Genomic DNA, 19,796 nt, shown 5'->3' on the forward strand with positions numbered 1-19,796 from the left:
AATGGAGGCGAAGCGCCTCAAGGAGCCATGTCCGGTGTTTCACGCGATAGTGTCCATTAAAAAATGATGGACACTATTTTCCCGGAACCGGAGCCCGCTGCACAGACGGTTTAAATGTGACGCTTACCATCAGGATGCTGGCGCGGGAGATAATCTGACTGCACTTGTTTTCTGTGTAGGTCCGGCCCATTTCCGGCTCGTACTCCTCCCGTTTCGACACCACGAAAGAAGACACAATGGGCGAGAAGTTAAACGAGAACACCATGATAGAAATGCCAAGCCATACCGTGACGAGAATGCCATCATGCCCGGTAAAGGCCAGATCGTTCAGGTGAACCTGATCGATAACGGCGCGATTCCAGTACGGGATGAGCGACAGTGAAATCAGCACCAGACTGGCAATAAACGGAAACACCAGCCAGCTCATCACTTTGACCATCAAATCTTTACCAAACCCAATCACAAACGCCATCAGCAGCAGCAGACACAGCGCGACGACGCCACGATTAAGTGCGGGCAACAGTAGCTGATATTGCCAGAACGCCATAAACGTGTTGGTGATGGTGACGCCATAAATCCATAACAGCGGGCAAATGGCAAAAAAGTAGAGGAAGGTGATGACCACGCCGCCGGTTTTACCGAAATGTTCTTCTACGGTATCGGTAATATTACCCGATACGTTACTGCCGGACAGGCACAGGCGCGCCAGTGCCCTGTGGCAGAAAAAGGCAATCGGATACGCCAGCACTAACATAATCAGAATGGGGATCAGGCCGCCATAGCCCGCTCTGATAGGAAAGAAAAGGACCCCGGCTCCAATGGCGGTACCAAAAAGTCCCAGTGTCCATGTGGTATCGGACTGACGCCAGATCGACGCTTTTTCCCGGTTGAGAATATTTTCAGAATTACTCATAACTTATCCTTTATGCGTCAGCGAGACCCGAAACCCGGGACAAATCAATATTGCCGCCAGAGAGCGTGTAAACGGTTTTCCGCCCCTGAATGTCATGGTCCACGTTGCCGCTGAGCGACGCAGCGCAGGCTAACGCACTGACGCTTTCCGTAACCATCTGGTTTCGCTGAGTCTTTTCAATCAAACACATTACGAATGTCGCCTTCACTTAGTCACCCCTTCTGATCGACCTGTTCGTTCATAACCGCGAAGGTGAGTTCACCCGAACAGGCGACATCGCGGCCATCCGCAAGGGTACCCGAGTACAACAATGGGGCGTCATGGTACCAGCAAAAATGGAGGCTGCCATACCGTCAGGATCAACAGATTGCGCACCGTTGACTGTAAACGCTGGATTCCTTGATCTCAGGGCAGCCACCCTACCGGCCCTCCGTCCATGGCGAAACCGACACCGAAAAGTTCGTCAGGCATCGCCAGACCGATGGCGCCCTGCCCGGCAATACTGGGCATTTTCTTGCCAGCAGGGATAAAAACAGGGGATGAGTGCGCGAAAAAAACGCCCACTGGGTGAGTGGGCGTGATGAGGACATTACTTCTTGTCGCAGGCGACCGGCCAGGGCTTCGCGGGGGAGTTAAACGGATGGTACTGATAACACCAGGTTTCAGATACCACGTTTTCCTGCGCTTTCAGATAAAGCTTCAGCTCCACCGGGTCACCGTCCCCCGCCACCAAATCAAACTGCGCCAGCCAGTTGCCGGAGTCATCAGGCAGCTTAGAGACCAGCACGTTCTCAAACGTCCCGCGCGAGGCGGACAGCACGGCTTCCGGCGCAACGCCTGACGGCAGGTGATTCAGGTTGCCACCGTGGAATTCAACGGTGAATTTACGACTGTCATGCGGACGGTCAGATCCCGGCACGCCGCCGCGTCCCAGTCGGGTCGCACCACAGCGCGCCAACGTTGAGGGATAAGGTTCATCGGACAGCCAGTGCAGCCGGTAATGGAAATGATGTTCATCACCCGCTTTGGCTGGCGCATCCGGCACCCACATGGCGACGATATTGTCGTAAATTTCGTCATCGGTCGGTATTTCCACCAGTTGTACCGATCCTTTGCCCCATTTCCCTAGCGGTTCGACCCACAGGTCCGGGCGACGCTCGTAGTGCGCAGCATCCAGGTAGCTGTCAAAATTCCTGTCTTTCTGCAGTAATCCAAAGCCTCGCGGATTCTCGTCGTGGAAGCTTGAGGTGACCACACGCAACGGATTGTTCAGCGGTCGCCAGAGATGTTCACCGCTGCCGGTCCACATTGCCAGACCATCGGAGTCATGCACTTCGGGACGCCAGTCTGTCGCAGCCCCCTTGACCGTTTTTGAGAACCAGTACATGGACGTCAGAGGCGCGATGCCGAAACGCTGAATATCCTTACGCAGGAAAAGCGTGCATTCCACGTCCTGCACCACGCCTTTGCCACGATGCAGGATAAACTTGTAGGCACCCGTTATGCTCGGCCCGTTGAGCAGGGCATAGACCGTGAGGTTTTTGCTGTCATCTTTCGGCGCTTCGAACCAGAAATCCGTGAAATCAGGAAACTCTTCATCCACACCGGGCTGGACGGTATTCAGGGCAATACCGCGAGCGGACAAACCAAACTGCCCTAATTCACCAATAGCGCGGAAATAGGACGCCCCCATAAAGGAAATCCAGTCATTTTGGGGATTGGTTTTTAACGCGTCCTGGCTTGCCAGCACTCTGAAACCCGAAAATACGTTTCCTTCCAGCGCCGGCAACCTGACGCTTTTATCCGTCGTGGTGAAGTAATCAATATTTTGAATGATTTCGCGCGCGGCGTTATTTTCCACTACGTGCATTTTCACCGGCATGCGGTGCAGGCCGTTAACCATGAAAAAGGTGACAGGAAAACGCCCGGCATTTTTGAACAGGGCATATTCCGGTTTGTACACGGTCTTCATGTAGGCGTCATAGGTGATGTTGGACAACAATGACGGATCGAATCCGGTGGGTTTTTCGTAAGGTTTGGCTGCCAGCGCTTTAGCCCGGGCAATCAATGTCTGAAAATTAAATGTTTCGCTGTTACCCAGTTTGAGCACACCTGCTGCCATCGCGCCGGGAGAAATGCCTAAAGCAGATAAGGCAGCAAACGCCCCAGAATACGTTAATAAATCCCTTCTTGTAACCATGATCCACCTGTTTTTTTAATCTTCATTCAATGAATGCGTGCCCAATGGGGCAAAACGTAAAATCAGTGACGTCTGGCGAGCTGCCTTCAACTATAGACGAGAGAAACCGTTGCCTCCCAAACAGATGGCAAGCCATCATGTAACACATCGGATGAGCGTATAGGGCATTGGCGAGAAATTGCATGGGATTTGCCTGAGAAACACGCCCTCTGGCAACCGGCCGCTTATCTTCCCCGATCAAAGGGTATAATGGCCTTCTTTCGCCCGGACGCCCGCACAGAACCGCCCTGCCGCATTTTTTTACCACGGCATCGTGAAACCATCCTGTATGACTCGCGCCTAACAGTGGCTCCCGTGGCAACGTCGTGCGCGTCTTTCCCCTGTGCCTGATGGAGACAGCAAAGCCTGCATAGCTGCGCCATAAAGCAAAAACCCCGCTTGCGCGGGGTTTGCATGAATAAGTCGAAACTGACCGATAAGCCGGGTTCTGTCGTGGACAGTCATTCATCTAGGCCAGTAATCGCTTACTGGCTCAAGCAGCCTACCCGGGTTCAGTACGGGCCGTACCATGTGAACCCCTATTTGGCCTTGCTCCGGGTGGAGTTTACCGTGCCACGGACTGTTACCAGCCGCGCGGTGCGCTCTTACCGCACCCTTTCACCCTTACCTGATCCCATTGCTGGGCCATCGGCGGTTTGCTCTCTGTTGCACTGGTCGTGGGTTTCCCCCCCAGGCGTTACCTGGCACCCTGCCCTATGGAGCCCGGACTTTCCTCCCCTTTGCCCGTCTCCCTCAGAGAGGGACGACGACAAAGCGGCGACTGTCTGGTCAGCTTCGGCGCGCATTATAGAGCGTTTTGCCGGCGCTGTCACGCAGGCAAAACAGGATGCTTACGCCTGCTGATCCAGCGCATATTTATAGAGGGCGTTCTTTTTCACCCCATGAATCTCCGCTGTCAGGGCGGCCGCTTTCTTTAGAGGCAATTCCTGCTGTAACAGGGCCAGTGTGCGCAAGGCCTCCGCTGGCAAAGCCTCTTCATCAGGCTGGTGGCCTTCCACAATCAGCACCATCTCACCTTTGCGGCGATTTTCATCCTCTTTGACCCAGGCCAGCAGTTCCGCCACGGGCGCACCATTGAGATTTTCCCAGGTTTTAGTCAGCTCACGCGCCAGCACGACATAACGATCGGCACCCAGCTCGGTCACCATGTCCTGCAGGCTGTCTAACAGACGGTGAGTCGACTCATAAAAAATTAAGGTGCGTGGCTCGTCGGCAAGGGCCCGCAGCGCATCACAGCGTGCCTTGGTTTTGGCTGGCAGAAACCCTTCGTAACAGAAACGATCAGACGGCAATCCCGCTGCGCTTAATGCTGTGATCGCTGCACAGGCACCCGGTAAAGGAACGATGCGAATACCGGCCTCCCGGCAGCGGCGAACCAGGTGGTAACCGGGATCGTTGATCAACGGCGTGCCAGCATCAGAAACCAGAGCTATGCTTTCTCCCTGTTGCAGCCTGGCGAGCAGGATGTCTGCTTTCTGCTGTTCGTTGTGGTCATGAAGTGCGAAGAGTCGCGCATTGATGGCGAAATGTTGTAGCAACAGTCCGGTATGACGTGTATCTTCCGCTGCGACCAGATCGACGCTGGAAAGTACCGCTAGCGCCCGCTGGGTAATGTCAGCCAAATTACCTATTGGGGTTGGCACGATGTAAAGCGTGCTGGCGGAAATGTCTGCCCGATCGAGTTGTTTCATTGTTTCATCCGAATTGCCGATTTAATATTGAGCATCTTGAAAAAAACATCACTGGATACAGTATGCTTCCTTCAAAAATCGTTCGTCATAAAGCAGGACGCTTTGTGCCTGTCCTTCTTGCTGGTCTGATTTTAGCCGCGTGTAGTGGCCAGGGTCCCAAAAGCCAGTCCGTAGACATTCAGGGGCCAGCCACCAATAATTCTGCTTACTATCTGCAACAGATGCAGCAAAGCAGCGATGATAGCAAGACCGACTGGCAATTACTCGCAATCCGCGCCTTGTTAAAAGAGGGAAAATATCCTCAGGCCGACCAGGCGATTGGCGAACTGCCTAATCAACTGTCCTCAACACAGCAACAGGAATTACGCTTGCTGAAAGCCCAGTCGCTGATTGGACAGCAAAAAGTGGCTGACGCGCAGCAACTGTTGAGCCAGGTGAAAACCAGTGAACTGTCTCAGGATCAACTGGCGCGCTACTACGATTTACAAATCGCCAGCGCACAGGGGAAAACCTCTCTGGCCCTGCTCCGTGCCTACATTGCCCAGGAACCGTTGCTGAAGGGTGACGCACGTCAGAAGAACATTGATGCAACCTGGCAGGCACTGACGCAACTGTCACAGCAAGACATGAACGCGCTGGTCATCAATGCCGATGAAAACATTCTGCAGGGCTGGCTGGATCTGCTGACCGCCTGGCACGCCAATGCGCAGGATGCCAACATGCTTAAGTCGGCCATTAAAGACTGGCAGACGCGCTATCCCGACAATCCCGCGTCCAAAACCTTGCCGACGCAGCTGAGCCAGGTGCAGAACTTCACCAAAGCGTCCACCAGCACCATCGCGCTGCTGCTGCCACTCAACGGTCAGGCTCAGATGTTTGCCAGCGCCATCCAGAAAGGCTTCAACGACGCGAAGAACGGTGTTATCCCGGCGGCACCCCAGGCAACCCCGGGCAGCGCACAGGATCCCATCGCGATGAATCAGCAGCAGCCTGCTGATGCCAACGCGGTTGTCAGCCCTTCAGCCGCCCCTGCGGCAACAACGCAGACGGGCACGGCGCAGCAACCTGCCACGACCGCCCAGCAGCCTCAACAGCAGCAACAGCCGTCGGCGCAACCGGCCAGTAATGTGCAGGTTAAAGTCTATGACACCAGCAGCCAGCCCATCGCCCAGGTGATACAGCAGGCGCAACAGGATGGCGCGACACTGGTCGTCGGCCCGCTGTTGAAAAACAACGTCGAAACCGTCGCCAACAGCCAGACACCGTTGAACGTTCTGGCCCTGAATGAGCCGGAACACATCCAGAACCATCCCAATATGTGCTACTTTGCGCTGTCGCCAGAAGATGAAGCGCGCGATGCGGCTCACCATATCTGGGATCAGGGTAAGCGCGAGCCGCTGCTGTTGCTCCCGCGTAATGGCCTGGGCGATCGCGTCGCAACGGCCTTTGCGAAAGAGTGGCAGTCACTGGGCGGTGGCACCGTGCTCCAGCAGCGTTTCGGTTCGGTTTCAGAGCTTAAGCAGGGCATCAACAGCGGTGCAGGAATCAGCATGAGCGGGACGCCGGTGGTTATCCCTTCTGCGTCCCAACCGCAGAACGTGTCCGTTGCAGGGCTGACTATACCGGCCCCCCAAACCAGCGCACCGGCAGCCAGCGAATCGGGTGCGGTAGATGCGGCCTATATCGTGTCGACGCAGGATGAACTGCAGCTGATTAAACCGATGATCAGTATGCGCACCGGCAGCCGCAGTAATGTCGCGCTCTACGCCAGTTCCCGTAGTGCTCAGGCTGGCGCAGGCCCGGATTTCCGTCTGGAAATGGAAGGCCTGCAGTACAGCGATATCCCTCTGCTGTCCGGCGCCAATCCAGGCCTGATGCAGCAGGCCGCCCGGTCGTTTAACAACGATTATTCACTGGTGCGCCTGTATGCCATGGGGATGGATACCTGGACGCTGGCTAACCACTTCAATCAGATGCGTCAGGTGCCTGGCTTCTCTCTTGATGGCAATACCGGCAAGCTCAGCGCGACGCCTGATTGCGTGATCAACAGGAAGTTGACATGGAACCAGTATCGTCAGGGCAATATCGTACCGGCCAGCTAAACCGCCGCCGTACAGGTGCCGAATATGAACAACGCGCCCGCCGCTATCTTGAGCGGGCGGGGTTAACATGGGTCGCCAGCAATGTGTACTATCGCGCAGGTGAACTTGACCTGATAATGCGAGACAACCAATGCTGGGTGTTTGTCGAAGTGCGTTACCGCCGTAACGCACGATTTGGCGGCAGTCTGGCCAGCATTACCCGACAGAAACAACACAAGCTGCTGCGTGCTGCCTCTCTCTGGCTGGCGCAACGCGGCGGCAGTTTTGAAACAGTGAATTGCCGTTTCGACATCATCGCCATTACAGGCCCGGCGCTCGAATGGTTGCCCAATGCCTTTAATGCAGACGTTTAGAACCAGGTGGTCGTGTGCAGGAAAGAATTAAAGCGTGTTTTACTGAAAGTATCCAAACTCAAATCGCTGCGGCTGAGGCATTACCTGATGCCATCTCACGTGCAGCAATGACCATGGTGCAGTCCCTTCTCAACGGTAACAAGATACTGAGTTGCGGTAACGGCGCATCATCCGCCAACGCACAGCATTTTGCCGCCAGCATGATCAATCGTTTTGAAACCGAACGCCCCAGCCTGCCTGCGCTGGCTTTAAGTGCGGATAACGTCATGCTGACTGCGATCAGTAATGACCGCCTGCATGATGAGATTTATGCCAAGCAGGTGCGCGCCCTCGGGCAAAACGGTGATGTGCTGCTCGCCATCTCGACCCGCGGCAATACGCGTGACATCGTCAAGGCTGTCGAGGCCGCCGTCACGCGCGATATGACGATCGTTGCGCTTACCGGTTATGATGGGGGAGAATTAGCCGGATTGCTGGGACCGCAGGATGTGGAAATTCGTATTCCTTCACATCGCAGTGCTCGCATTCAGGAGATGCATATGTTAACACTCAACTGTTTGTGCGATCTGATTGATAACACCTTGTTTCCCCACCAGGAATGACGGAAGGAGCACCCATGAAAGCATTGAACGCTGTAGCCATTGTTTTAACCGCCATGCTGCTGCAAGGCTGCGTCGCGGTGGTGGCCGGTAGTGCCGCTGTCGCGACCAAAACCGCCACCGATCCCCGCTCTGTGGGCACGCAGGTTGATGATGGCACGCTGGAATTACGCGTCAGCAATGCGCTGGCTAAAGATCAGCAAATCAAAACCGATGCCCGCGTCATTGCCACCGCCTACCAGGGCAAGGTTCTGTTGACCGGCCAGGCACCGAATCAGGAAGTCGCTAACCGCGCGAAACAGATCGCCATGGGCGTTGACGGTGCCACCGAAGTCTATAACGAGATTCGGATTGGGCCGAAAGTCAGTCTGGGTACGTCCTCCGCTGACACCTGGATCACCACGAAGATCCGCTCGCAGCTCCTGGGCAGCGATCAGGTGAAATCATCAAGCGTGAAGGTGACCACTGAAAACGGTGAGGTGTTCCTGTTGGGTCTGGTCACGCCGGAAGAAGCGAAAGCCGCTGCGGATATTGCCAGCCGGGTAAGCGGGGTGAAACACGTCACCACGGCCTTTACCATGGTGAAATAACGCGGAGTTCAGGGTGGTCTTGCCTGCCTGAATCGCGTGAATAAAAAAGCCGTCCCGTTTCAGGGACGGCTTTTCTCGTTTCTGGCGTCTGATCCCATGACCAGGCTGATGCACACCACTTCGCCCTTCGCTGTCGGCTATCCGTCTCTGCGCGGATATCCACTGTTGTGATACCGCCACAACGCCACGCCAGCAGAAGCGCGTCAGACAGGGATATCGATTACCAGCGCCCGCGTCGGTGTGATGGCAGCCAGCCACAGTTGCTGCTCTTCCTGCAAAAACGCGCCATCACCACAGCCGAGCGTTTCCTGATGCGATGCACCTGCAGAGGCTTCAAGCGAACCATGGATCGACTGCAGATAGGCGCGCGCGCCATGCAGCGGCACCAGATGCTGCTCTCCAGCCGCCAGCTCAAGCTGGTGGATCCAGACCTGCTGACGCAGTTGCAAGCTGTTGTCGCGGCCATCCGGCGAAGCCACCAGTTGCGAACACGTTCCTGCGGTCAGGCTGATTTTCTGCATACGTGCGTTTTCCCGTTCCGGGCAGGCCGCCAGCCAGAGCTGCATGCGGGTCAGTGAGCGCTCTTTACTGGGATTCAGTTCACTGTAGCTCACGCCAGGCTGGGCAGAGAGCAGCAGTGCCTCACCTTCACCGACGGTAATGTGATTGCCTTCGCTGTCGCGGTACTCCGCTTCACCCTGCAGGACAATATTCAGCACATCCACCTGAGGATAGGTGCGTGGCTGAAACGCCGCGCCGGGGGCCAGCACTTCCTGGTTCAAAACACGTAAAGCGGCATAACCCATTAATTTGGGATCGAAATAGTGGCCAAAAGAGAAGCTATAGCGTGCCTGTAGCCAGCCATAATCAGCCTGACCACAATCGGATGCACTGCGTGTGGTTATCATTGTTTACCTCCTGCATCCGTCGGCAAGAATCGACGACGGGTATGATTCCCTTATGGTAAAAGTCTGGACGCCGGATTGTTAGCCAGTTAATCTGCCGGGCATATTCAAATTTCCTGACAGAGAACCAGGATGGCAAAAGACCGTGCGTTAACCCTTGAAGCTTTACGTGTGATGGATGCTATCGATCGCCGGGGCAGTTTTGCGGCCGCCGCCGATGAGTTAGGGCGCGTGCCCTCGGCACTCAGTTACACCATGCAGAAACTGGAAGAGGAGCTGGATGTGGTGCTGTTTGACCGCTCTGGCCATCGCACAAAGTTTACGAATGTCGGACGCCTGCTGCTTGAGCGCGGTCGGGTGTTGCTGGAAGCCGCTGACAAACTCACGACCGATGCCGAAGCGCTGGCGCGCGGTTGGGAAACGCAGTTGACCATCGTGACCGAAGCCCTTGTCCCTACCGATGCGCTGTTCCCGCTGGTTACAAAGCTGGCTGACAAGGCTAACACCCAGATATCCATTATGACAGAAGTGCTGGCAGGTGCCTGGGAAAGGCTGGAACAGGGGCGGGCAGATATCGTTATCGCACCGGATATGCACTTTCGCGCCTCAACTGAGATCAATACCCGCAAACTCTACAGCATCGTCAGCGTTTATGTAGCCAGCCCTGACCATCCTATTCATAACGAACCCGAGCCGCTTTCAGAGGTTACCCGGGTAAAATATCGGGGGATTGCCGTGGCCGATACCGCACGCGAAAGGCCGGTGTTGACCGTACAGCTGCTGGATAAACAGCAACGTCTGACCGTCAGTACAATGGACGATAAGCGGCGTGCGCTTCTGGCCGGCTTAGGCGTGGCGACCATGCCCTATAACATGGTAGAGCAGGATATCGCGGAGGGGCGGTTACGGGTCGTCAGCCCGGAATATTCTCGCGAGGTGGACATCATCATGGCCTGGCGTCGTGACAGTATGGGCGAAGCGAAAGCCTGGTGCCTGCGCGAAATCCCCCGCCTGTTAGCAAAGAAACACTGATAACGGGCTGGACGCTATCCAGCCCACCTTGCCCCTACTTACAGCCGACTCAGGCAGTCCAGCGCCACGGTTTTAAAACTGCTGAAGTCAGTGCTGTCGCGCAGGCGCGTCATCGCCCGCTCACGCATAAACGTGACGAAAAGGTCATAAATTGCCATGGCTTCTTCATACTCGCTTTTACTGATTGCCAGCAGAAAAATCACGTAAGCCGTATCGTCGCCCCACGGAATACCCTGTGGAGCCAGCACGGTGTAGACGACCGTTTCCCGGGCCATGAGCCCCAGCGAGTGCGGTAGCGCAATGCCCTCGCCCAGCATGGTACTGACAATGGCTTCGCGTTCCTCCACGGATGCAAAGAAAGCCTCATCCACCACCCCTTCATTCTCAAGCTGATCGCATAATAACCGGAACAGATCCGACTGGCTCATGGGCGCATCAACAATCCGAAAATGCCGGGCATCAAAAAATTTCTCCAACATATAGGGGCGGGTACGATCCACCAGCACCAGCTTACCAATCTGCTCCAGCTGGAATTCGGTCGGGAACGGCGCCACCACCACCACCGGTTTTTCTTTTTCGCTGACCCGCGCGGTAGAGATGACAAAGTCTTCTTCAATACGTTGACGCGCTTCGTATTCGCGCTGAGACAGGCACTGGGTTACCTGCAACTGGGGATAGTTTCGCAGCAGCATCGCTTCAATCATGCGCAGCGTGGAATTCCCGCTGTCGCACACCAGCAGCACCTGAGGGCGACGTTGATAGCCCACGTTGTAATGGCGCTCCAGCCCAACGCCAATATGCAGCACCAGGAAGCCAATTTCATTCTCACTGATGACGTAAGGCGAATATTTGCCCCAACTGGAAACCGCCGCCAGCGTTACGTCATAGGCCATCGGATAGTGCTGCTTGATATTACTTAACAGGGGATTGGGAATATGGATCTGATAACGCACCCGTGTGATCATGGTTTTAATATGGGTGAGCAGATCGGCACGCAACTGGGGATCGTTCTGCAGAACGTAATAGTAGTGTGTGTTAATAAAGCTGAGCAGATAGTCGACCAGCGCATCCGCGTCATCCGCATTGATCGTGCTGGGTGCGCTGTCCTGAATGCGCCGGGCAGCGATATTAACCTGTAGCCAGCTCTCCTCCGCCGGCGAAACGGGCTTGCCGATAAGCGGCAGCAGCGAATGAATCAGGGTTTGTGCCGCGTCGCGTATGGCATCGTCCATCTGTTCCGTGTCCGCGGGATCGTTAACCGGATAACCTTCGCTGATGCGCCGGACCGCCACCGCACAGTAAAACTGTAAATAGCGTTCGCCTTCGTCACTGAGACGGATATGGTGCTGGGCAAAACAGCGTTGCAGGCACGGTTCCAGACTTTCCAGCAGGCCACCTTCCAGGGATTCCGGCGTGATCAGCGGGCTGTCTGGCTGCGACTGATCGATCTCGATCAACAGATCGGTTAAGCAGGTGCGGATCGCCACCTCGCTGCCAAACAGTTTCATGCCGTGGTGCGGTTTGCTTTCAATGCTGAGTTGGTAGCGTCCGAGCCATTCACGTACGTCGGCCATGTCATTCTGCAAGGTCGCGCGGCTGACAAACCATTCTTCTGCCAGCGCTTCCAGTTTCAGCGAATAGGCGGCGGTCAGGAAGCGCACCAGCAGATAACGGATCCGCTCCTGAGAGGTACGCGGCACCCGGAGAGGGGCACGCGTTTGCTGCTGGAGAATAGTAAAACGCTGCGCGTCGGCAATTTTAAGCTGATAACCGGCCCGCGATTCAACACAAACTGCGCGCCGTGCTGTTCCAGTAAGGCATTCAGGGCGGTGATATCCGTGCGTACGGTACGCGTTGACACGGCAAAGCGCCGGGCCAGCTCGTCCTGAGGCAAGGTTTCGTTTTTCAAAGCGTCAAACAGTTGCGCAAGGCGCTGATTAGGAAATCTCACGTCGGTTTACCTGACTGAATGGAGAAAAGAGCAACACTCACAGAGTGCAGGAAACGCGGCTGTACGTCCAGGAAAGGGCGCGCCGGCCACAGTTTTCTGCGCCAGCGCACAACCTACGTCAGGCCAGCAAGGACTTGCTCATTGCCAGAAGCTGTTTGACGTCATCCACGCGGGTTTCACCGCTGGCCTGATCAATGATCGAACTGTAAATATGCGGGATCACCTTGCTGACGCCCGCATCCAGCGCAATTTTTACGATCTCGCTAAAATTTGCCAGATCGATCCCGCCTGTCGGCTCCAGCCAAAAATCCTGCTGTGCACAGGCCTCCGCCACGGCGCGGTATTCTTCCACCCTGTCCAGACCGCCCATGGGGAAATATTTTACCGAGCTGCCGCCCATATCGATCAGCATGGCGATCGCGGTGTCGATGGGCACGATGCCGTCGTTGCGCTGTGAGCTGAGCGGACCGGTCGAAATTTTTACTTTTCCTGGCGTCCCCGTCGGCGAGATCAAGCCGTTCACCAGCGTTTGCGACTGGCCAAGCAGCGCCCGGCTGGTGCCAACGCCGGTAAAGACCTAGTTAACATGCTGAGGCTGTAGCTCAGCGGCCAGTTCGCTGACCATGCGTGACTGCCGGGGATCGCCCGCACCCAGGCCAATCGAGAGCGCATTATTGATCAGCGCAGCATAGTCGCGCATATCCGCGATTGCGGCGTCATGACTGGCGTAATTCTTCGATAGCACACCGACCAGAACGTGCCCTTCTGCCGCCTGCCAGATAGCGCGCGCATTTTCTTTTGAGCCGGCCAGCACGTTGAGGCACAGCCGGTCTTGATAAAAATCAGGGGTAAGCGTCATTAGTGTTCTCCGGTTATCAGCGCCTGAATACGGGTAAAAATGATATGCAGCTGCTCAGCGCTGACGCTACGCACGTCGGCTTCGATAATGCCTTCATTCGCTTTGTAGCCACGGAAGTAAATGGCGATATCACCGTTTTTCAATGCCTGAACCAGATCGCCGGTTTGACGCGCAATTTTGGCTTCATCAAAGTGTATTTCGGCGCGTGCAATATCGCGTCCGGCCGCATCCCAGACGACGCGCGCAGCTACGCCGTCCAGCCCATTGAGGTTGTTAATAAAGGGCGTCATTTTTTCTACCATCTGTGCGCCGGTCACTTTCGGCTGGGTCAAATAGGACTCAATGGCCTGCGTCAGCCCCAGAATCCCCTCTTTGCCCACTTTCATGGTGCGGCCAATGCCGTTGCTCTGGCGCTTTACCCACTCAACAAGCTGGTGCTTACCGATAACCAGGCCGCTGGTTGGGCCTTCAATCGCTTTTGCGCCGCTGTAGATCACCAGATCGGCACCGGCCTGGTAGTAACACTGCAAGTCCTCTTCGGCGGCGGCATCCACAATCAGTGGCACACCATGCTTACGTGCGACTTCTGCGGCCTGTGCAACGCTCAGGTGGCTCTTTTGTACGCAGTGATGTGACTTCACGTAGAGAATGGCGGCCGTCTGATCGGTCACCGCGGCGGAAAGCTGCTGAGCCGAGCATTCATTACTGTAACCCGCTTCAACCGTCCGGCCCCCACCCAGCGCGATCATGCTGCCCACCGGCGCACCGTAGTTCACGTTATGCCCTTTTGGCACCACGATGTCGCGCGGCACGGTCAGCGGTGCACTGTGTAAATTATCCAGCAGTCAGTCATCATCTTTCAAAATGACGGCGGCCACGCTCTGGGCTATCCCTGCCGAGGCGCAGGAGACCACCAGCGCATTTTCCACTTTCAGTGGATTAGCAATATACGCGCCGGTTTTATCGACCAGATCCTTTACTTCAAAGTAGTGCGCCAGACCGTACTTAACCGTATCGATCACCTCATCCGATGGCGTTGAAACGCCCAGTATGGTCATGCGACCGGAGGCGTTGATGACCTGCTTCAGGCCATATTTTTCATACAGAGAAGACATGGTGTTTTTTTCCTTGTTCAGTAATCCAGCACTCGCCGGCGACAATGGCGGCAAGGGGAATCAGGTGACGATCGCCCTGTTCCGCCAGCCCTTCCGCATCCACAAAGGACACCGGCTCTTGCGCGACGGTAAACAGCGTAAAGTCGGCATCGTAGCCGGGCTCAATACGGCCTTTGTGGCGTAAACGCAGGCCGCTGGCTGCCTGGTGAGTCACACAGGCGATAATCTGTGGCAGGGTCATGCCGACATTGAAAAACTTCGACATCACATGGGCCTGGGTATAAACCGGTCCATTGAGGCGGTTACGGCAGTAAATATCCGAACTGATGGTGTCAGGCAAAATGCCCTGTGCGATGGCCGCACGCGCGACCTCGAAACTAAAGCTGGCGCTGCCGTGGCCGACATCAAGCCGTACGTCGCGTGCCAGTGCATGTTTGACGGCGGCACGCAGTTCGCCGTCGGGTGTCAGGATGCGATTGGGTTTGCCGTTATAGCAGTGAGTGATGATGTCACCCGAGGTCAGCAGTTCCGCGATCTCATCAAGGTTGGGTGGGTTGTTACCGATATTCACCATCAGCGGCAGATGGCCGTTTTCCTGCTGAATAGCTTTCGCGAGGACCAGCGGCTTAATGCCGTTTTCGCCCACTACGCTGCTGCTCATACGGGCTTTAAGCCCCACAATAAAATCGGGGTGACGTTTTACCGCGTCGGCAATGGCCTGGCGATCAATCTGCGTCATGTCCGCCAGTTCATTTTGGGTAATGATGCCAGTGCGCGCGATATTCAGCAGCGCGTAAACCTGCGTGCTCACCGCCCGGGTGCGCTGCCAGAAATCGTCAATGTCATTCGCGCCAGTGCTGCCTGCATCCACCACGCAGGTGACGCCGCTTTCCACGCCAACCCGATCGGGATGATCGTGGTAGACAGGGGATTTTTCATAGCAGTGCACATGCGAATCAATCCAGCCCGCACTGAGATAACAGCCTTCTGCCAGCGTTTTCTCGACGGTTGCGTGGCCGCTGATTTCACCTGTGGCGGCAATCTTGCCGTCACGTATCGCAATATCGATCAGGGTTTCATCCGGCAAACGCGCACGCCGCAGAATCAGATCGTACACAGGAACCTCCTTAACTGCCCCGATCGGCCTGAACCGATCGGGGGATAACAGGGTCAGATCGCCACAGGAAAGATCGCGCCCAGGATCATGGCACCCAGGATCGCACCGCCCGTGATCGGTTTATTCCACAGATAGAACACCAGCGCGCCCAGCAAGGATAAGAGGCCGATAGGAATTGAGGCACCCATCGCGGCCAGAATGATCAAGGGTCCCAGGAAACGGCCTGATGCATTGCCCGCCCCCATCATGACGTCCGCACCGTACGTGCTGTTGCTCTGATTGATGGTGAACTTACGCGCCAGGATAATGACGTAACCGATTGCCACACCGAGAATCAGGCCGGTGACCAGCGAAGCCGCAAAGTTAGCGACGGGGAAAACAAAACCCGCCCCGAGCAGCAACGCCGGCACGCCCAGACCGACACCGGTCTGGATCGCACCACCGATGTCCAGAATCCCGACCAGCGATCCTTCAATGATGCGAGCGAACAGGAAGCTGGCTCCGAAGGCAGCCACCGCCCCATAGACGCCGGTATCGATTCCGGCCCGGAGCATGGACACGAAAGCGACTTCGTTAAACGCTCCAATGCCGTACAGGTAGTACATATGTGTCCCGGCAAACACGCCGGAGGAGAGCAAACCGACAAAAATCGGGAATGACCAGTCGGCATACCAGAAACCTTTGTTTGATTCTTCCATTGCAGACGCTCCGTTATTTGCCGCTCAGGCTGTTATGAATACTGTCGAGCCAGCCGGGAATGCCGAGCTGGAAGGATTGCAGCATCTTCATATCGAAACCGCGGAAGAAGGCGCTGAGGACAAACAGGGCAACGATGGCGGTCATCATGACTTTGGTCACTTTGTGCCAGCCGCTCTCTTCAACCCCTTTGCCAATCAAAATTCCCAGCACCAGGCCCGGTACCGCATTGCCCATAATCAGCTGCGCCAGACCGCCAAAAATGGTGGCCCAGAAGCCCGATTTCTTACCGGCATCGATTGCGGCCAGCCAGAAGATCACGGGCATGACCGTGTTCACCAGCAGATTCGCCGCAGGGACCAGCACTTTGACCGCCGTAACCTGCAGGGCCGCCGGAACGGCAGAGGCCGTCGAATTCAAAAACGCGACCACCACCATGCCGATGATGCCGCAGGCGATAGCCATCTTTTTTGGATCGTGCAGCGTTTGCGCGACGTTGCGGTTTTTGACCATGATGGCCGCCGCGCCCCAGTTGGGGATGATGCGGTGATCCACATCCTGGGTGAATGCACCCGCCGCAACGGAGGAAGCCCAGGCATTGAAAAAGAAACCCAACCCAAAAGAGAAGTGAGAAGCGGGATCGCCTTCACAGGAGTTGAGTTCACCCAGTGTGCGAAACGCGCCCATACCTTGTGTCGTCGGCGCGTGGAACATGCGGGCAGCGCCAGCACCCACACCGACGCCCACAAGGCCGCCGATGATTAACGACTTGAGCAAAATGATGAGAAACATCCTCTTTCCTTATTTATGTTGTTTGAGGCTGACTTACACGCGGGTGAACGCAACTTTATCGCCGTCCAGACAGGTCACGTTGATGGTGACCTCCAGATCGACACTGAAGTGCCTGCGCTCGCGTGCCAGGAAAAAGAAAAGAAATTTTTCGGTTCTGATGCGCTCCTGCGCGCGCACCACCTTTACGTCCTGGGGTTCGATGCGCAGCAAAATCTTGTTGGCGTTGCGCAGGACTTCGTGCTGCACCCGGCTGAGCGCATCAGAGAACGCTTTCGCTTTGGTATCGCCTTTGCCGCTTACGGCTACCGAGGTTGTAAAGGTCTCTTTCATTCCTTATCCACCGTGTTTTTTGTGCCAGGCCTGAACCAGACGTTCACCCAGCTCTTCTTTATCCATAAACCCGAAGCCCAGCACGGTGGCGCCTTCGTTGATGGCTGTCACACCTTCATCCACTGAGCGCATGCCGTGTTTGGCTTTGTAGCCATACTTGTTTTGTGCCGTAATCGCCCCCGCACCGCCGCTGCCACAAAAAGAAATGCCAAAGTCGGCATTCTCAGCCTTCATCACATCGCCCAACTTCATGTCAGCTGCCACGCCGGGCACGACAACGGCACGCCCGCCCGCTTTCTCAACGCCGGCCGCCACTTTCTGTCCTTTACCTAGTCGATCGCCTATTACTACGGTTACCATATGTCTGTACCTCTCATGGTGGTGAAAATCAGTCGTTCTTAGCCACTTCAAAGTGGACGGAGAGCAGCCAGGCTTCTTCCGGCGGTAAATTGCCAAACAGATCCACGACCTGCTGCGCCAGTGCCATTGACGCTGGCGAGATCTCATCGAACAGATCCGCCTCCACCTCCGGCAGCCCTTCACCGGTTACCGATCGCAATGCCATTGCGCGGACATGCGAAGCCAGCATTTGCAGCTGTACCGCGTTCGGTTTAATGGACCGCTCGGCAAACAGCGCGCCGATCTGGGTCATTACGCGATCCGCCAGGGCCTGAATCGTTTGCTGCTCGTCTTGTGACGCGTTCATCGCTACCGCTCCATTACACGTGCTCATCGTCTGCATCCCGTTACGCATTCAGCGTGATCACAAACTAAACAGAGTCCGCACGGCTGTGGAGAACGACTTTTTCCGTTTCGAAGTGGAAATCCTGCACCTGAGCGTGATCGGTGCCGCAAAGTGGGGAGTGAACAGGGGGAGAATGGCGAGTCAGGTTATATAAAACAACAGGTTAGGCTGTCTTACCTGTGCGCAGTGATGCGCCTGTGAACACATAATGCGCGATGGCCGGTGCTGTACCGCTGTCACAAAACCGGCAAACAGTTACCTGCCATCACGTCTTAACAGAGAAACTTATGGCTTTTCCGCACCCGTCACCTGAACGCAGGCCTCGTTGCGCGTTGGGATAGCAGCAGGGGCAAGAGCGTGCCGTTTACGCTGGTTAATGGCCGCGACAATGCGCGCGAAACGCGCTTCATTGAGCCTGTAACCCCATCCCATAATCAGTGCCGCCGCGATGGCCAGCGTACAGGGCCAGATAAAGATCAACTGCCGCAGCCCCGCCAGCGTGGCATCCGATTGAAGGGCATTCGGCACATAGCCGATTTGTGTCAGCATCAGGCCCGGCAAAAACCCCGCCATGGCGGCAGAGATTTTACGGAAGAAGGTGTAGCCGGTATAGCAGGCGCCCTCTGCGCGGATACCGGTTTTCCATTCACCGTACTCGACGGTATCCGGCACCAGCGCCCAGTTAAGGCTGTTCACAAACGCTGTGCCGAAGAACGCCATACAGGAGAACAGGACGAACATTAGCGATGTGCTGCCCCAGAGAAAATTGCACAGATCGCCGACAGCCCAGAATACTAAACCACCGAGATACACCTGCTTTTTACCCCAACGTTTCACCGCAGCGGGCACCAGCAGCACACCGGCCAGAATACAGCCCATGCTGAAGAAACCCATCCAGGAGAGCAGACTGACATCGTTCAGCACGTACTGGGTGTAATAAACCTGAATCGCCAGCTTGATGTTGAATGCCGCCAGGGTACACAGGTTCGCCAGGCACAGCGTCCGCAAGGGCGGATTGTGAAAGATGGCGCGAAAGGCGGTTGCAACGCCAGGTTTGTGATGGGCGGGCGTGACCTCGACATAGCGTTCTTTCACGCCGCTGTAGCAAAGCCCCATGCACAGCAATCCGCCAGTGACAAAGACGGCAGCCGCCATCTGATAACCCAGCGCACTTTTGCCCACAAACAGCGACTGGATGGGCATAAAGCCTACGGTACAAACCAGCAATCCTAACGTGGCCCCGCCCTGCCGCCAGGCGGCAAGATGAGCGCGCTCGGTGGGATTCCTGGTGATGGCAGGTACCATTGCCCCGTAGGAACAGTTCATCAGACTGTAAAACAGGCCAAACAGCATAAACAGCACGGTGGCGATAGCCGTTTTACATGTCAGGCTGAGGTCATGCGCCACAAACTGCGCCGCCGCCGCCAGCGCGACCGGCAGCGAAAAATACAGGATAAACGGCCTGAATTTTCCTCTTGCGCCAATTGTCCGCCGTGAATCCAGCACGATGCCCGTAAACATATCGGTAAGGGCCGTAAAGAATTTGGCGACGAGGAAAATCACGCCGCCATACCAGGCCGGCATCCCCAGTTCATCGGTGTAAAACTTAAGTAAGTAAAGCGTCCCGATAGCCAGCATCAGGTTGGAGCCGAAATCACCGATGCCGTAAGCAAACTTCTCACGCAGAGGCAGTTTCAGCGTTAAGGGATCAGAACCTGTGTTCATAACGGATCCTTATCACAGAGC

At 55.8% G+C, this 19,796-nt stretch carries 16 protein-coding genes, 1 other RNA gene and 4 pseudogenes; 5 read left to right on the plus strand and 16 right to left on the minus strand.

The genetic code is table 11. From position 1 onward, the window contains the following. Nucleotides 1–118 precede the first annotated feature (118 nt). From F7Q90_RS16135 to rsmI, 5 genes and pseudogenes are all read right to left on the minus strand, one after another. A pseudogene (locus tag F7Q90_RS16135) lies at nucleotides 119–913 on the minus strand (aromatic amino acid transport family protein); the annotation flags it as partial. A 10-nt stretch (nucleotides 914–923) separates the two neighbouring features. Continuing rightward, nucleotides 924–1,103 (minus strand): hypothetical protein, encoded by a 180-nt coding sequence (locus F7Q90_RS16140; RefSeq protein WP_052310112.1) that lies wholly within the window; start codon nucleotides 1,101–1,103, stop codon nucleotides 924–926. 399 nt (nucleotides 1,104–1,502) lie between these two features. Next, entirely contained in the window at nucleotides 1,503–3,113 is a 1,611-nt protein-coding gene (locus F7Q90_RS16145; protein ID WP_006118318.1) for a glucan biosynthesis protein, read from the minus strand. Nucleotides 3,114–3,573: 460 nt separating this feature from the next. Continuing rightward, an RNA gene (gene rnpB, locus F7Q90_RS16150) (RNase P RNA component class A) lies at nucleotides 3,574–3,949 on the minus strand. A 54-nt stretch (nucleotides 3,950–4,003) separates the two neighbouring features. Further along, nucleotides 4,004–4,864, minus strand: coding sequence for a 16S rRNA (cytidine(1402)-2'-O)-methyltransferase (gene rsmI / locus F7Q90_RS16155; protein WP_006118319.1), 861 nt, complete (start codon nucleotides 4,862–4,864; stop codon nucleotides 4,004–4,006). 62 nt (nucleotides 4,865–4,926) lie between these two features. On the opposite strand from rsmI, the gene F7Q90_RS16160 reads away from it, so the two are divergent. The 4 genes from F7Q90_RS16160 to dolP are packed head-to-tail and all read left to right on the plus strand — an operon-like array spanning nucleotide 4,927 to nucleotide 8,508. Further along, nucleotides 4,927–6,966, plus strand: coding sequence for a penicillin-binding protein activator (locus F7Q90_RS16160; RefSeq protein ID WP_006118320.1), 2,040 nt, complete (start codon nucleotides 4,927–4,929; stop codon nucleotides 6,964–6,966). Beyond that, entirely contained in the window at nucleotides 6,924–7,319 is a 396-nt protein-coding gene (locus F7Q90_RS16165) for a YraN family protein (protein ID WP_006118321.1), read from the plus strand. The genes F7Q90_RS16160 and F7Q90_RS16165 overlap by 43 nt, the downstream gene beginning before the upstream one ends. Before the next feature lie 14 nt (nucleotides 7,320–7,333). Continuing rightward, nucleotides 7,334–7,921 carry a DnaA initiator-associating protein DiaA gene (gene diaA, locus F7Q90_RS16170; RefSeq protein ID WP_006118322.1) on the plus strand — a complete coding sequence of 196 codons (588 nt, stop codon included), beginning with the start codon at nucleotides 7,334–7,336 and terminating at the stop codon, nucleotides 7,919–7,921. 14 nt (nucleotides 7,922–7,935) lie between these two features. Beyond that, on the plus strand, nucleotides 7,936–8,508 hold the full coding sequence (gene dolP, locus F7Q90_RS16175; RefSeq protein WP_006118323.1) for a division/outer membrane stress-associated lipid-binding lipoprotein: 573 nt from the start codon (nucleotides 7,936–7,938) through the stop codon (nucleotides 8,506–8,508). A 203-nt stretch (nucleotides 8,509–8,711) separates the two neighbouring features. Here the strand turns inward: dolP and F7Q90_RS16180 are convergent, their stop codons facing one another. Then, complete coding sequence (locus F7Q90_RS16180) at nucleotides 8,712–9,416, minus strand: pirin family protein (RefSeq protein ID WP_006118324.1); 705 nt, start codon at nucleotides 9,414–9,416, stop codon at nucleotides 8,712–8,714. 129 nt (nucleotides 9,417–9,545) lie between these two features. Here F7Q90_RS16180 and F7Q90_RS16185 point away from each other — a divergent pair, with 129 nt between their 5' ends. Then, on the plus strand, nucleotides 9,546–10,445 hold the full coding sequence (locus tag F7Q90_RS16185) for a LysR family transcriptional regulator (RefSeq protein ID WP_006118325.1): 900 nt from the start codon (nucleotides 9,546–9,548) through the stop codon (nucleotides 10,443–10,445). Between the two features lie 38 nt (nucleotides 10,446–10,483). On the opposite strand, the pseudogene F7Q90_RS16190 reads toward F7Q90_RS16185, so the two are convergent. The 10 genes and pseudogenes from F7Q90_RS16190 to F7Q90_RS16235 all read right to left on the minus strand — a co-directional run bounded on the left by F7Q90_RS16190 (nucleotide 10,484) and on the right by F7Q90_RS16235 (nucleotide 19,775). Continuing rightward, nucleotides 10,484–12,396, minus strand: a pseudogene (locus tag F7Q90_RS16190) (BglG family transcription antiterminator). A 118-nt stretch (nucleotides 12,397–12,514) separates the two neighbouring features. Next, nucleotides 12,515–13,255, minus strand: a pseudogene (gene dagF, locus F7Q90_RS16195) (2-dehydro-3-deoxy-phosphogluconate aldolase). Next, nucleotides 13,255–14,370, minus strand: a pseudogene (locus F7Q90_RS16200) (DgaE family pyridoxal phosphate-dependent ammonia lyase). The pseudogenes dagF and F7Q90_RS16200 overlap by 1 nt, the downstream one beginning before the upstream one ends. Further along, nucleotides 14,354–15,487, minus strand: coding sequence for an amidohydrolase/deacetylase family metallohydrolase (locus tag F7Q90_RS16205; protein ID WP_006118326.1), 1,134 nt, complete (start codon nucleotides 15,485–15,487; stop codon nucleotides 14,354–14,356). The pseudogene F7Q90_RS16200 and the gene F7Q90_RS16205 overlap by 17 nt, the downstream one beginning before the upstream one ends. Before the next feature lie 53 nt (nucleotides 15,488–15,540). Then, complete coding sequence (locus F7Q90_RS16210; RefSeq protein WP_006118327.1) at nucleotides 15,541–16,185, minus strand: DUF4310 family protein; 645 nt, start codon at nucleotides 16,183–16,185, stop codon at nucleotides 15,541–15,543. Between the two features lie 13 nt (nucleotides 16,186–16,198). Beyond that, the gene (locus F7Q90_RS16215; protein WP_006118328.1) at nucleotides 16,199–16,975 is read right to left on the minus strand and encodes a DUF4311 domain-containing protein; all 777 of its coding nucleotides are present in this window, start codon (nucleotides 16,973–16,975) and stop codon (nucleotides 16,199–16,201) included. A 33-nt stretch (nucleotides 16,976–17,008) separates the two neighbouring features. Continuing rightward, nucleotides 17,009–17,305, minus strand: coding sequence for a DUF4312 family protein (locus tag F7Q90_RS16220; RefSeq protein ID WP_006118329.1), 297 nt, complete (start codon nucleotides 17,303–17,305; stop codon nucleotides 17,009–17,011). 3 nt (nucleotides 17,306–17,308) lie between these two features. After that, the gene (locus tag F7Q90_RS16225) at nucleotides 17,309–17,665 is read right to left on the minus strand and encodes an SFCGS family glycine-rich protein (RefSeq protein ID WP_006118330.1); all 357 of its coding nucleotides are present in this window, start codon (nucleotides 17,663–17,665) and stop codon (nucleotides 17,309–17,311) included. A gap of 28 nt (nucleotides 17,666–17,693) precedes the next feature. Beyond that, on the minus strand, nucleotides 17,694–18,038 hold the full coding sequence (locus tag F7Q90_RS16230; RefSeq protein ID WP_044241509.1) for a glycine dehydrogenase: 345 nt from the start codon (nucleotides 18,036–18,038) through the stop codon (nucleotides 17,694–17,696). Nucleotides 18,039–18,335: 297 nt separating this feature from the next. Continuing rightward, nucleotides 18,336–19,775: an MFS transporter gene (locus tag F7Q90_RS16235; protein WP_006118332.1), complete on the minus strand. Its 1,440-nt coding sequence runs from the start codon at nucleotides 19,773–19,775 to the stop codon at nucleotides 18,336–18,338. Nucleotides 19,776–19,796 lie beyond the last annotated feature (21 nt).

It is taken from the genome of Pantoea stewartii subsp. stewartii (assembly GCF_008801695.1).
GTDB classification, from domain to species: domain Bacteria; phylum Pseudomonadota; class Gammaproteobacteria; order Enterobacterales; family Enterobacteriaceae; genus Pantoea; species Pantoea stewartii.